At 68.1% G+C, this 12,476-nt stretch carries 12 protein-coding genes; 11 read left to right on the top strand and 1 reads right to left on the bottom strand.

What is annotated here, in order from left to right:
• Window positions 1–50: 50 nt before the first annotated feature.
• The 4 genes from FOC84_RS06365 (at window position 51) to FOC84_RS06350 (ending at window position 3,484) form a co-directional block, all read left to right on the top strand.
• Window positions 51–1,028, top strand: coding sequence for an NAD(P)H-quinone oxidoreductase (locus FOC84_RS06365; RefSeq protein ID WP_173143687.1), 978 nt, complete (start codon window positions 51–53; stop codon window positions 1,026–1,028).
• A gap of 140 nt (window positions 1,029–1,168) precedes the next feature.
• On the top strand, window positions 1,169–1,915 hold the full coding sequence (tpiA, locus tag FOC84_RS06360) for a triose-phosphate isomerase (protein WP_173143686.1): 747 nt from the start codon (window positions 1,169–1,171) through the stop codon (window positions 1,913–1,915).
• Between the two features lie 21 nt (window positions 1,916–1,936).
• Window positions 1,937–2,416: a preprotein translocase subunit SecG gene (secG, locus tag FOC84_RS06355; RefSeq protein ID WP_173143685.1), complete on the top strand. Its 480-nt coding sequence runs from the start codon at window positions 1,937–1,939 to the stop codon at window positions 2,414–2,416.
• Window positions 2,417–2,581: 165 nt separating this feature from the next.
• Window positions 2,582–3,484 carry a MurR/RpiR family transcriptional regulator gene (locus FOC84_RS06350; RefSeq protein ID WP_254241921.1) on the top strand — a complete coding sequence of 301 codons (903 nt, stop codon included), beginning with the start codon at window positions 2,582–2,584 and terminating at the stop codon, window positions 3,482–3,484.
• Here the strand turns inward: FOC84_RS06350 and FOC84_RS06345 are convergent.
• Window positions 3,478–4,317 (bottom strand): HAD-IIA family hydrolase, encoded by an 840-nt coding sequence (locus FOC84_RS06345; RefSeq protein WP_173143684.1) that lies wholly within the window; start codon window positions 4,315–4,317, stop codon window positions 3,478–3,480. The genes FOC84_RS06350 and FOC84_RS06345 overlap by 7 nt on opposite strands.
• 231 nt (window positions 4,318–4,548) lie before the next feature.
• Between FOC84_RS06345 and FOC84_RS06340 the strand changes: the two genes are divergently transcribed.
• The 7 genes from FOC84_RS06340 to FOC84_RS06310 all read left to right on the top strand — a co-directional run bounded on the left by FOC84_RS06340 (window position 4,549) and on the right by FOC84_RS06310 (window position 12,442).
• Window positions 4,549–5,484, top strand: a complete 936-nt coding sequence (locus FOC84_RS06340) for a phosphate/phosphite/phosphonate ABC transporter substrate-binding protein (RefSeq protein ID WP_173143683.1) — start codon at window positions 4,549–4,551, stop codon at window positions 5,482–5,484.
• Complete coding sequence (locus FOC84_RS06335) at window positions 5,481–6,347, top strand: phosphonate ABC transporter ATP-binding protein (protein ID WP_367949484.1); 867 nt, start codon at window positions 5,481–5,483, stop codon at window positions 6,345–6,347. Before FOC84_RS06340 ends, FOC84_RS06335 begins: the two co-directional genes overlap by 4 nt.
• The gene (gene phnE / locus FOC84_RS06330) at window positions 6,344–7,363 is read left to right on the top strand and encodes a phosphonate ABC transporter, permease protein PhnE (protein WP_173143682.1); all 1,020 of its coding nucleotides are present in this window, start codon (window positions 6,344–6,346) and stop codon (window positions 7,361–7,363) included. The genes FOC84_RS06335 and phnE overlap by 4 nt, the downstream gene beginning before the upstream one ends.
• An 86-nt stretch (window positions 7,364–7,449) precedes the next feature.
• Window positions 7,450–7,620, top strand: a complete 171-nt coding sequence (locus FOC84_RS06325) for a hypothetical protein (RefSeq protein ID WP_173143681.1) — start codon at window positions 7,450–7,452, stop codon at window positions 7,618–7,620.
• Between the two features lie 37 nt (window positions 7,621–7,657).
• Complete coding sequence (locus FOC84_RS06320) at window positions 7,658–9,913, top strand: phosphocholine-specific phospholipase C (RefSeq protein WP_173143680.1); 2,256 nt, start codon at window positions 7,658–7,660, stop codon at window positions 9,911–9,913.
• 79 nt (window positions 9,914–9,992) lie between these two features.
• The gene (locus tag FOC84_RS06315; protein WP_173143679.1) at window positions 9,993–11,414 is read left to right on the top strand and encodes a YadA family autotransporter adhesin; all 1,422 of its coding nucleotides are present in this window, start codon (window positions 9,993–9,995) and stop codon (window positions 11,412–11,414) included.
• An 86-nt stretch (window positions 11,415–11,500) separates the two neighbouring features.
• Complete coding sequence (locus FOC84_RS06310; protein WP_173143678.1) at window positions 11,501–12,442, top strand: LysR substrate-binding domain-containing protein; 942 nt, start codon at window positions 11,501–11,503, stop codon at window positions 12,440–12,442.
• The last annotated feature ends 34 nt before the right edge of the window (window positions 12,443–12,476 follow it).

The raw sequence follows: 12,476 nt of genomic DNA, 5'->3' as shown, positions 1-12,476 counted from the left end.
ACGCCGTAAAGGGCGCAATAATAATCCATTTGCTGCAAAGGAGGCACGCGATGCACGCCGTAGAAATCTCTCGCCCTGGTGGCCCCGAGGTCCTGGTCCCCGTCGAACGGCCCACGCCGGAAACCGGCGCGGGTGAAGTCTTGATCAAAGTGAGCGCCGCGGGCGTCAATCGTCCCGACGTGTTCCAGCGCAAGGGCAACTACGCGCCGCCGCGCGGCGCCTCGGATCTGCCGGGCCTGGAAGTGGCCGGCGAGATCGTCGGCGGCGACCTGGCCGGCAGCGGTTTCGCCCTGGGTGACAAGGTCTGCGCCCTGGTGGCGGGCGGCGGCTACGCCGAGTATTGCGTCGCGCCCGCGGCCCAATGCCTGCCCATCCCCAAGGGCCTGTCCGACATCGAGGCGGCCGGCCTGCCGGAAACCTATTTCACCGTCTGGAGCAACGTGTTCGACCGCGGCCGCCTGTCCGAAGGCGAAGCGCTGCTGGTGCACGGCGGCGCCAGCGGCATCGGTACCACGGCCATCCAGCTGGCCCGCGCCATGGGCCACAAGGTCTATGCCACCGTCGGCAGCGATGACCGGGCCCGCGCCGTGGAAGCGCTGGGCGCCGAGCGCGGCATCAACTACAAGACCCAGGATTTCGTGAAGGAAGTCCTGGACGCCACCGGCGGACGCGGCGTGGACGTGATCCTGGACATGGTGGCCGGCGATTACATCGGCCGCGACATGCAGTGCCTGGCCGACGACGGCCGCATCGTCATCATCGCCCAGCTGGGCGGCTCCCACGCCAACGTGGATACGGCCCAGGTCATGCGCCGCCGCCTGACCATCACCGGCTCGACCTTGCGTCCCCGTCCGGTCGCCTTCAAGGGCGCCATCGCCCGCGCCCTGCGCGAACAGGCCTGGCCCCTGCTGGAAAAAGGGGCCATCAAGCCCATCGTGCACGCCACCTTCCCGCTGGCCGAGGCTTCGCGCGCCCATGCCATGATGGAAAGCGGTGAAAATATTGGCAAAATCATCCTGACCATGTAAGAAATGGGGGGCGCTCGGCGTAGCGTCCCGCAACAGGATACAATCACGGGTTTCGCCTGGAATTTTTTCCAGGCAGGCCCGTGGGCGGTTGCTATGCAGCCCTTGGCTCGCCCCAGTCCAACCGATACAGATACCTCGCCATGACTTCAGTCGAAAACCGCGCCCGCCTCGTGCTGGGCAACTGGAAGATGCACGGCAACCTGGCCGAGAACGCCGCGTTGCTGACCGAGCTGCGCGCCGCGGATGCTGCGAGCCACTGCGAAATCGGCATCTGTGTGCCGTTCCCCTACCTCGCGCAAGCGGCGTCGGCCCTGACCGGCAGCAGCGTGTCCTGGGGCGCGCAAGACGTCAGCGCCCATGAAAAGGGCGCCTACACCGGCGAAGTCTCCGGCGCCATGCTGAAGGAATTCGGCTGCCGCTGGGCGCTGGCCGGCCACTCCGAGCGCCGCGTGCTGCACGGCGAGACCGACGCAGCCGTGGCCGCCAAGGCCCAGGCCGCGCTGGCCGCCGGCCTGACCCCGGTCGTGTGCGTGGGCGAATCCCTGGCCGACCGCGAAGCCGGCAATACGCTGGCCGTGATCGAACGCCAGTTGAAGCCTGTGCTGGCGCTGGGCGCCGACGCGGTTTCGCGCATGGTCCTGGCCTACGAACCCGTCTGGGCCATCGGCACCGGCCGCACTGCCAGCCCCGAGCAGGCGCAGGAAGTCCATGGCGCCATCCGCGCCGCCCTGCGCGCGCTGGGCGCGGCGCAGGTGCAAGTGTTGTACGGCGGCAGCGTCAAAGCTGCCAACGCCGCCAGTTTGTTCGCCATGACTGATATCGACGGGGCCCTGGTCGGCGGCGCGTCGCTCGTGGCCGAAGAATTTTTGCGAATCGCCGCTATCTAAGTTTCCGTTCCGGAGTCTGTAATGCCCTTGATGCTCAAAATCCTGCTGGCCGTCCAAGTGATCTCGGCGCTGGCTATCATCGTCCTGGTTCTGCTTCAGCAGGGCAAAGGCGCCGACATGGGGTCCGCTTTCGGTAGCGGCTCGTCCGGCAGCCTGTTCGGCGCCACCGGCGCGGCGAACTTCCTGTCGCGCGCGACCAAGTGGGCCGCCGTGGTCTTCTTCGCGTCCACCGCCGGCCTGGCTTATGTCAGCCACAAGGGCACCAGCGGCCCGGCCGTCGATTCCGGCGTGATGCAAAGCTTCCCGGCGGACCGTTCGGTGCCGCAAGTGCCGGGCGCTGCGCCTGCCGCTCCCGCTGGCGCGTCGTCGGTCCCGGGCGCCAGCTCGGTGCCCGCCGCTCCGGCCAAGCCCGACGCCTCGGTGCCGGCGGCGCCCGCCACCCCGGCCGTTCCGGCCGCTGGCGACAAGCCCGCCGAAGCGCCCGCAGCGCCGGCGAAGTAAGCCACAGCAAACGGAAAGGCCGGCACATGCCGGCCTTTTTCATGGGCGGCTTGCGGCTGCCCGGATATCCTGTCATCAGCGGCCGGTAGCATGCGCCGTCGCCGCGCCGGCAAGGTGTAGGGTATCGTTGCCTGCGCATCCGGTTTCCGTTCCTCGATCTCCGCCATGGCCACATCCAAACGCTCTCCCCGCACGCAACCCGCCGCCGATCCGCAGCGGGGCTCGCCGCAGGCCATGCTGGCGCGCATCCAGAGCCTGTTGCCGTCGATGGGGGCGGCCTCGCAGCGCATCGGCGAGTTCGTCATACGCAACCCGGCCGAGGTGGTGCACATGTCGGTCAGCGAAGTGGCGGAGCGCACCCAGTGCAGCGAAGGCAGCGTGGTGGGCTTTTGCAAGCTGCTGGGCGCCACGGGATTTCAGCAGCTGAAGATCGCGCTGGCCCAGCAGATCGTGCAGCCGGTGCAGTACATCCACGAAGACCTGGCCGCCCAGGACACGCCCGAGCAGGTCGTCAGCAAGATCTTCCACAGCAATATCCAGACGCTGCAGGACACCGAATCGGTGCTGGATGTCGCCGCGCTGTCGGCCGCGGTGGAGCTGATCCGCGGCGCCCGCCGCGTGGAAATCTATGGCATCGGCAGCTCGGCCGTCATCGCGCACGACGCGCACTACCGCATGCTGCGCATCGGGCTGCATGCCACGGCAGTGACCGATTCCCACGTGCAGGCCATCAGCGCGTCGCTGACCGGGCCGGACGTCGCCGTGCTGACCATTTCGCACTCGGGCAGCACGCACGAAACCGTGCTGGCCACGCGGCTGGCCAAGGAAGCCGGCGCGCGCACGATCTGCATCACCAATTTCGGCAAATCGCCGATCCAGGAACACGCGGACGTGGTGCTGCACACCATGTCGCGCGAGACCCGTTTCCGCACCGAGGCCATGACCAGCCGGCTGGCCCAGCTCGCCATCATCGACACCCTCATCGCCTGCCTGGCCTTGTCCGACTATGACAAGGCCGTCTCCACGCTGCGCAGCACCTTCGACGTGCTGTCGAACAAGCGCTACTGACCACCTTCAATGCCCGCCGGCAGCGCGTGCCGGCGTGGGCATGCGCTATCCAGCAGGCCCGCCACGTCTGGCGCATCCGCATAGGGCGCATTGCCGACCAGCAGATAACCGATGCCCAGTCGCACTGCGCCCAGCGCATCGGTGCGCACGTTGTCGCCGATGACCGTGGCGTCCGCCGGCGCCAGGCCCAGCCGGCGCAATCCTTCCTTCAGCAGCATGGCGCCTGGCTTGCCGAGTATGCGCGGCCGTGCGCCGGGCGCGCAGGCCAGCACTGATTGCAGCAGCGCGCCCGTCTCGGGAACGATGGCGCCTTGCGGGCCGGGATGGGTGAGATCGCCATTGCTGACCATCAATGCCGCGCCTCGCGCCAACTCCCTTGCCAGGGTCTGCAGCGTGCCGTAGCCGAAACCGAGATCGCGCGCCAACAGCACGATGTCCGCGTCGCGGGCCACCAGCGCCAGCCCCAGTCCGGCGGCGCAGGTCCGTAGCGCTTCCGAGGCGCAGAGCAGCACCCTGGCGCGCGGGTGCTGCCGGGCGATATGGCGCACGGCCTGCTCGCCGGCCAGGACCAGCGTCTCGGCCTCCACCGGCAGGCCCATCGCCCGCAGGCGCGGCGCCAGGCCCGCCGCCGTGTCGGTGGAGTTGTTGGACACGATGACGCAGCGTCCCGCCCAGCGGGTCAGCAGCTCGCTGGCGCCCGGTATCACTTCATGTCCGCGTATCAAGGTCCCGTCCAGGTCCAGGATCAGGCCGCGCGAGCGGACGGTCCAGGGCGGTTCCGCCGCCGGGGCTTGGGGAGAGGAGGAGAGGGGAGTGCAGGCAATGCGGGTCATGGATCGGCGTGGTGGCGTCGAAACGCGTGCAGGGTTGCAGGAGTGGGCGCCCGCTACGGTTGGGGCATGCCCGGCGGCTGTGATTCTATCTGAACAAAATTCAAAAATTCATTTTTTTGATTTGAGAAATTTTCATTTTCCTGTCATGTGCGGTGACTAATCTGCGTTCCGGAATCAGGGCCGGGCACGCTGCGCCCCGATGGCAACCTCAACAAGACCAGGAACAGACAAATGAAAATCCGCACCTGCGCGCCCGCTCTGGCGCTCGTTTCCCTGCTGGCCGCCGCGCCTCTGGCGCAAGCCCAATCGCTGGCCGACGGCTCGCAGCAGCGTCCGCTGCGCGTGCTGCTCATTCCCGCCGACGGCGGCACCGAGTCGGGCACCAAGGCCGACTACGCACCGATCTTCAACGCGATCACGCGCAGCACCGGCCTGCATTTCCAGCTGACGGTGGGCCAGTCCTACGGCGCCGTGGTCGAAGGCATGTGCAATCAGCTGGCCGAGGTTGCGTTCCTGGGTCCGGTTTCCTACGTGCAGGCGCATGAGCGCCAATGCGCGCAATTGCTGGCCGTGGGCGTGCAGAAGGGCGAGTCCGCCTACTACGCCGCGATGTTCGCCCGGGCTGATTCGCCCATCAATACGCTGGCCGACCTGAAGGGCAAGCGCGCCGCGTTCGGCGACGTGAATTCGGCCTCCAGCTTCACCTTCCAGGTGGCGTCCATGATCAAGGACGGCATGGACCCGGCCAAGGACCTGGCGGCGCTGCAACTGACCGGCAGCCACGCCAGCAGCCTGGCCGCGCTGGTGCAGGGCCAGGTCGACGCGGCCGCGCTGTCGTTCGATTCCTTCGACAAGGCGGTGCGCCAAGGCGCGGTGGACCCGAAGTCGGTGAAGGTGATCTTCAAGAGCGAACCCATTCCGTATCCGCCGCTGGCCATGAACACCAAGCTGCCCGAGCCGCTGAAGGCGACGCTCAAGCAAGCCTTTGCCACGGTGCACCAGGCGCCCGGCGTGACGCCGGACATGGTGCGAGGCTACGGCGGCGCCAAGCTCGACCGCTTCGATACCGAGTTTTCCGAGGCGCAGTTCGCGGGCCCGGCTTCGAAGATGGCCCTGCTGACCGACGAGATCAAGGGCGAGATCCTGCAGAAGGCGGCACAGCGGTGAGCGCCGGCGCAAGCGAAATGGACATGCTGCGCTACGACGCCGTAGGCATGCGCTACGCCGACGGGACCACGGCCCTGAATTCGGTGTCGCTGCAGGTGCCGCGCGGCCAGTTCTGCGTGATCCTGGGCGCCTCGGGCGCGGGCAAGTCGACCTTGCTGCGCATGGCCAACGGACTGACCGCGCCGACCCAGGGCGCGGTGTGGGTCGATGGCACGCAGGTGCAGCCCTCGACGCTGGCTGCCGTGCGGCCGCGCATCGGCATGGTGCATCAGCACTTCAACCTGGTGTCGCGCGCCACGGTGGCGACCAACGTGCTGTCGGGCGCGCTGCCCGGCCTGCCGGCATGGCGCGCGTATCTGATGCGTTTCCCGGTGGAGTTGCGTGAGCGCGCCTGCCGGCTGGTGCGCGAAGTCGGCCTGCAGCCCGAACATCTGCAACGCCGCGTGAGCGAATTGTCCGGCGGCCAGCAGCAGCGCGTGGGCATCGCCCGCGCCTTCATGCTGGCCCCCGCCTTGCTGCTGGCCGATGAACCGGTGGCCAGCCTGGATCCGCGCATCAGCCGCGACATCCTGGAACTGTTGCGCAATCAGGCGCGGGAACGCGGCGCCACCGTGCTGTGCAGCCTGCACCAGGTCGACCTGGCCCGGGAGTTCGCCGACCGCATCGTGGCCTTGCGTCATGGCGTCATGGTGTTCGACGGACCGGCGGGCGCATTCGATGAGGCCACTGCCCGTGCGCTCTATCAGGCCCCGCTGCCAGAGAGCGGCATGGCTGCCGCCGATCTCGCGGGCCGCGGCCATGCCGAGCCGCGCGCCGCCAGGCCGATGCGGCCGGCGGTGTTGTCGGCGGGAGGCGCGCAATGAACACGCATGCATTGAAAACGCCGGCCGGCAACGCGGCCTGGCGCCTGGATCCGCCCTACGGCGCCCGCGCGCTGCTGATCGTGATCGCCGCGTTGATGCTGTTCCTCTACACCGGCCAACGGGTCGAGATGGGCCGCATGGCGGCGCTGACCCTGGACGGCGCGCTGGCCGCGGTCGGCCTGAAAGAGCAGTCCCAGGTTACGTCGGGCCTGGGCGCCCTGGCCGACAACCTGTTCCCGCTGCAGGTTTCGTACCGCACCGAGACCTCGCGCATAGAGGGCTTCGATCCGGACAAGCTGCCGTGGCTGGCGCATGTGGAAACGCTGCAGGTGACCGAGAGCCGGCTGAATCCGCACACCTTGAAGATGGAAGACGAGGTCTCCACGCAGACCTATCTGGTCGAGCCCCTGGGCTATCTGTGGCGGGTGGCGGTCAAGATGGTCGAGACCTTCGAGATCGCGATCTGGGCGACCTTGCTGGCGGTGTTGGGCAGTGTGCCGCTGGCCTATTGCAGCGCCCGCAATTACGCGCCCAACCGGCTGCTGTACGTGGCGGCGCGAGCCACGGTCAGCATGTTCCGCGCCATGCCCGAACTGATCTGCGCGCTGTTCCTGGTGCTGGCCTACGGCTTCGGCCCGATTGCCGGGGTGCTGGCGCTGGCCATCCATTCGATGGGATTCCTGGGCAAGTTCTACGCCGAGGACATCGAAACGGCTGACACCAAGCCGCAAGAGGCGCTGGCCGCGATCGGCGCCAGCAAGCCGCGCGTGCTGGCCTACGCCGTGCTGCCGCAGGTCATGCCCAAGTTCACCGGCTACACCCTGTACATCCTGGACCGCAACGTGCGCATGGCCACGGTCGTGGGCCTGGTGGGCGCGGGCGGCATCGGCCAGGAACTGAAGGGCCGCTACGACATGTACCAGTACGCGCACGTCGGGACCATTCTCGTCGTGATCTTCATCACCGTGTTCTTGCTGGACCAGGTTGCCGCCCGCTTGCGGCGCCGCTTGAGCTGAGCCGGCGCGGCGGCCAGCCAGGCCGCCGCGCCCCGATAGGTTTTCTGCCGGACGGACCCGGCAACGTTCCCTGACCAGGAGTTTTCATGACCCCGTACTTTGCACTGGGCCGCGCCCTTGTTGCGGCCATCGCCCTGAGCCTGACCCTTGCCGCCTGCGGCGGCGACGACGACTCGGATGACGGCGCGACTTCGCCGCCCGAGACCGGACAGCCCGAGACGCCGCCGCCCGCGCCGCAACTGCGCTGCGCGCCTTGAACGCCCGATCCGTCCAACCCCACGCAAGAGTAGCCCCATGACCAAGACCTACACCTCGCAGTCCGCCATCGCGTCCCCGGCCTTGCCGGGACGGCGGCAGTTCTTCCGCGCCTCGGCCCAGGCCGCCGGCGCCCTGTCGGCGATGGCCTTGCTGCCCGCCTCGATCCAGCGCGCGCTGGCGGTTCCCGCGGCGGTTGAAAGCGGCACCATCAAGGACATCAAGCACATCGTGATCCTGATGCAGGAGAACCGCTCGTTCGACCACTATTTCGGCACCATGCGCGGCGTGCGCGGCTTCGGCGACCGCTTCCCGATTCCGCTGGCCAGCGGCAAATCGGTGTTCTTCCAGCCCAACCCCAAGGGCGGCCAGGATATCCAGCCCTTCCGCCGCGATTCCAGGACCAGCAACGCGCTGATCGGATCGGGCACGCCGCACAATTTTCCCGACCAGCAGGCGGCCTGGAACCAGGGCAAGATGGACCAGTGGATCCAGTTCAAGAACCAGGCCACCATGGGCTTCTTCATGCGCGAGGACATTCCGTACCAGTTCGCGCTGGCCGACGCCTTCACGGTCTGCGACGGCTACCACTGTTCCATCCTGACCGGCACCGATCCGAACCGCATCGTGTTCTGGTCGGGCGCCAACGCCAATCCCGAACTGCGCAAGCTGGGCGTCAATAGTACGGACACCGATTCCGAACCCGTCAACTCGCGCTGCTGGCCCAGCCCATCCAACTGGGCCGCGGGCCGCGCGCAGCTGGCCGATGGCTCGGGCCAGGTCGACCCCGTGACCGGCGCCTACAACTACAAGTACAAGAACAGCGCCTTCAAGTGGGATACCTTGCCCGACCTGTTGCAGCGCGCCGGGGTCAGCTGGCACATCTACCAGAACATGAACAACAACTGGACGGGCGCCATGCACGGCTGCCTGGCCTTCAAGAGCTTCCGCACCGCGCAGCCGGGTTCGCCGATCTATGAGCATGGCCTGACGGGCGGTCCCGAGAAGAACGACGGCGCCGTCAATTTCCTTGCCCAGCTCAAGCAGGACGTGGCCAATGGCACCTTGCCGCAGGTGTCGTGGGTGCTGCCCACGCAGGCCCTGGCCGAGCATCCGGGCAGCAGCGAAGGCGTGGCCGGCGCGGCCGATTTCATCTCCGACGTGCTGGACGCGTTGACCTCCAATCCCGAAGTCTGGAGCAAGACCGCGCTGTTCGTGACGTTCGACGAGAACGACGGTTTCTTCGACCATGCCGCCATGCCCGCGGTGCCGTCCTATGACGCCAACGGCGTGCTGATGGGCAAGTCCACGGTGCCGCTGGAGGGCGAGTACTTCGATGCCTCGGTGGGCAACTACCTGAAGGCCGAGGACAAGATCACCGGCAACATCCGGCCGTGGGGCCTGAGTTCACGCGTGCCGATGTACGTGGTGTCGCCGTGGAGCAAGGGCGGCTGGGTCAACTCGCAGGTGTTCGATCACACCTCGGTGGGCCGGTTCCTGGAGCAGCGCTTCGACATCAAGGTCGATGCCATCAGTCCGTGGAGCCGCGCGGTCTGCGGCGACCTGACCACCTGCTTCGATTTCGTCAGCCCCAACGATCCCCGCGTGCCCACGCTGCCCGACACCAGCAACTTTCCCGCGGTCAATGCGGCACAAAAGCTCCTGCCCACGACCGCGGTGACCCAGGCGCCCGCCATCCCGCAGCCGCTGTTCCAGGAGACCGGCACGCGGCTGTCGCGCGCGCTGCCCTACGAACTGCACACCAGCGCCCGGCTCGGCGCGGACGGCGCAGTCGAACTGCTGTTCAGCAACACGGGTGTAGCCGGCGCCGTGTTCCATGTATACGACAAGCGCAACCTGGACCTGATCCCGCGGCGTTACACCGTCGAAGCCGGCAAGACGCTGTCCGACACCTGGACCGGCGGCGACTATGACCTGTGGGTCTACAGCAGCAACGGCTTCGTGCGGACCTTCGCCGGCAACACGCAGCGCGGCGCGGCCCTGGAAGTGCAGGTCTGCTACGAGCCCGCGGGCGGCGCCCTGTACGTGAAGGTCTCCAACCGCGGCACGGCCCGCCTGCAGGCGAACCTGCAATCCAACGCCTACCGCAAGGACGGTCCCTGGGCTCTGGCGGTCGAGCCGGGCGCGGTGGCCGAACACCACTGGTCCATCAAGGAAAGCGGCAATTGGTACGACTTCACCGTCACCGCCGAGGGCTTTGAGCGCCGCTTCGCCGGGCGCATGGAGAACGGCCGCGCGAGCGTCAGCGATCCCGCCATGGCGCTGCATCTGTGATGGTCCAGGCCTGAACGGGCCGGGCGCGCATCGGGGTGCGCGTCCGGCCGGTCCGCAACAACAAACTACCAACATACTCATGAAGCACACATACGCAATTCTGGCCGCCAACGGCTTGTCGGTGGCGGTTCTGGTGGGCGCGCTGGCCGGGGGATCGGCCGCGCAGGCGCAGACCGCGCCGCCCGTGAAATGGGACGGCAGCAACCTCGGCTACGGGCCGGGCGCCGGCCAGGGCGTCACGGGCAAGGGTAACCACGCGATAGGCAAGAACGCCGGCGCCAACGTGGCCGGCAGCAACAACATCGGCCTGGGCAATGGCGCGGGCCAGGACGTCAGCACCAACTGGAACCTCGCGATCGGCGAGGGCGCGGGCTCCAAAGTCGGCGGCAAGAACGCCAACCAGGCCATCGGCTACTACGCCGGCACCAACGTGCAGGGCGGCTGGAACCAGTCGTTCGGCCGCAGCGCCGGCCAGAACGTCGCGGGCGACTACAACGATGCCTTTGGCTTCTGGGCCGGCACGGACACGGTGGGCAACAACAATGCCGCCTATGGCACCAACGCCGGACGCAACGTCGCCGGCAATGGCAACTCGGCCTTCGGCCAGGAAGCGGGCCGCAATGTCGTCGGCGACGGCAACTTGGCGCTGGGCCAGAACGCGGGCCAGAACGTGGAGGGCGAGGGCAATCTGGCGCAGGGCAAGAACGCCGGGCAGAACGTGACCGGCGCCAACAACCTGGCTGCCGGCGCCTACGCCGGCTATGGCGTGCAGGGCGATGGCAACACGGCAAGCGGCCTGGCCGCCGGCCGCGACGTGGTCGGCCACCACAACGTGGCGCAGGGCACGGCCGCGGGTTCCGGCGTGCGCGGCAGCGACAACGTGTCCATGGGATCGAATGCCGGGCGCGGTTCCGTTGCCGACCGCAGCGTGTCGGTGGGCGCGGACTCGTCCGCGGCCACGCAGAGCGTCGCGGTCGGCGCGGGCGCGGTGGCCAGCGCGGGCAACAGCGTTGCGCTGGGGGCGGGGTCCACGGCGGCGCGCGGCGCACAGGAAAACTACCAGGCTCACGGCATGGCACAGCCCCAGAATTCCACGGGCGAGGTGAACGTGGGCGGGCGCCAGATCACGGGCGTGGCGGCAGGCAGCGAAGACACCGATGCCGTCAACCTGGGGCAGTTGCGCGCCGCCAGCAGCGCCGGCGAGGCGCGGGTGGGCGCCGTCGAACGTTCCCTGCAGGACCTGCGTGGCGACCTGGATTCCCAGGAACGCATGCTGAGCGCCGGCGTGGCCGCCGCCATGGCGACGGCCTCGCTGCCTCAAGCCTACCTGCCGGGACGCAACATGCTGTCCATGGCGGGCGGCACCTGGAACGGCGAATCGGGTTACGCCATGGGGCTGTCGCGCGTTTCCAGCGGCGGGCGCTGGGTCTACAAGGTGTCGGCCAACGGCACCTCGCGCGGCGACTTCGGCGGCGCGGCGGGGGTCGGATATCAATGGTGAGGCCGGGCCTGCGATAATGCCGCAAGCGCGGCGGCCGGCGATGGAACGCCGGCCGCCGCCAGCACAGGCATACCCGGATCGGCCCCATGGAAAAGCGTTTGATGCCATCGATGATGGCGCTGCAATGTTTCGAGGCGGTGGCGCGGCACATGAGCTTCACGCGCGCCGCCGAGGAACTGCACATGACCCAGAGCGCGATCAGCAAGCAGATCGCGCAGCTGGAGGCGCTGCTGCGCAATCCGCTGTTCCTGCGCGTGCGGCGGCGCCTGCAGCTCACGCCCGCGGGCGCCCTGTACCAGTCCGAGGTCAAGGCCATCCTGAACCAGGTGGACATGTCCTCGCGCTACATCCTGACCTACGGCAGCGAGACCCAGGTGCTCACCATCGGCACCCAGCCCACCTTCGGCGCGCGCTGGCTGATCCCGCGGCTGCAAGGCTTCATGGCCGCGCATCCGGACATCCAGGTCAAGGTGCGCAGCGAAACCCGGCCCTTCGACCTGATGCAGGCCAAGATCGACATCTCCTTCTTCTTCGGCCACGGCACCCTGCCGGGAGCCCAGTGCCGGGAGTTGTTCGAGGCCGAGGTGGTGCCGGTCTGCGCGCCCGGCTTCCTTCCGGGGGACAGGGTCGACAGCCTGGAGGCGCTGAGCGCGCAGGCGCTGATCCAGTGCGCCTCGCGCCCGGAAGCCTGGCATGACTACTTTTCGCGCCAGCGCTTCCAGTCCGACCGCAGCTACCACGGTCCGCGCTTCGATACCTTCCACATGTGCGTGCGCGCGGCCGAAGGAGGCTGCGGCGTGGCGTTGACGCCGCGCCTGCTGGCCGAAGAGGAGCTGCAGGCCGGCAAGCTGGTGATTCCCTGGGACTACGTGCAGCCCAGCGACGGCGCGTACTTCGTCGCCTACTCCGAGCACTCGGCCGAAGTGCCCAAGATCAAGCAGTTCGTCGCCTGGGTGGAGGGCGAGGCCGCACGCAAGCGCGAGAGCGCCCCCCAGCGTGCGCGATCCATGAAAAAACGGACTGATTAAGCCGATTTTTTTCATTTGATTGCGCGCGCGGCGC

This window comes from Achromobacter pestifer (assembly GCF_013267355.1).
Taxonomy (GTDB): Bacteria; Pseudomonadota; Gammaproteobacteria; order Burkholderiales; family Burkholderiaceae_B; genus Achromobacter; species Achromobacter pestifer_A.
This window is presented reverse-complemented; position numbering and strand designations above follow the sequence as displayed.

Bases quoted from the DNA above. Each gene is read 5' to 3' on its own strand.
- FOC84_RS06365 (WP_173143687.1), top strand. From the start codon at position 51: ATGCACGCCGTAGAAATCTCTCGCCCTGGTGGCCCCGAGGTCCTGGTC.
- tpiA (WP_173143686.1), top strand. From the start codon at position 1,169: ATGACTTCAGTCGAAAACCGCGCCCGCCTCGTGCTGGGCAACTGGAAG.
- secG (WP_173143685.1), top strand. From the start codon at position 1,937: ATGCCCTTGATGCTCAAAATCCTGCTGGCCGTCCAAGTGATCTCGGCG.
- FOC84_RS06350 (WP_254241921.1), top strand. From the start codon at position 2,582: ATGGCCACATCCAAACGCTCTCCCCGCACGCAACCCGCCGCCGATCCG.
- FOC84_RS06345 (WP_173143684.1), bottom strand. From the start codon at position 4,317: ATGACCCGCATTGCCTGCACTCCCCTCTCCTCCTCTCCCCAAGCCCCG.
- FOC84_RS06340 (WP_173143683.1), top strand. From the start codon at position 4,549: ATGAAAATCCGCACCTGCGCGCCCGCTCTGGCGCTCGTTTCCCTGCTG.
- phnE (WP_173143682.1), top strand. From the start codon at position 6,344: ATGAACACGCATGCATTGAAAACGCCGGCCGGCAACGCGGCCTGGCGC.
- FOC84_RS06325 (WP_173143681.1), top strand. From the start codon at position 7,450: ATGACCCCGTACTTTGCACTGGGCCGCGCCCTTGTTGCGGCCATCGCC.
- FOC84_RS06320 (WP_173143680.1), top strand. From the start codon at position 7,658: ATGACCAAGACCTACACCTCGCAGTCCGCCATCGCGTCCCCGGCCTTG.
- FOC84_RS06315 (WP_173143679.1), top strand. From the start codon at position 9,993: ATGAAGCACACATACGCAATTCTGGCCGCCAACGGCTTGTCGGTGGCG.
- FOC84_RS06310 (WP_173143678.1), top strand. From the start codon at position 11,501: ATGGAAAAGCGTTTGATGCCATCGATGATGGCGCTGCAATGTTTCGAG.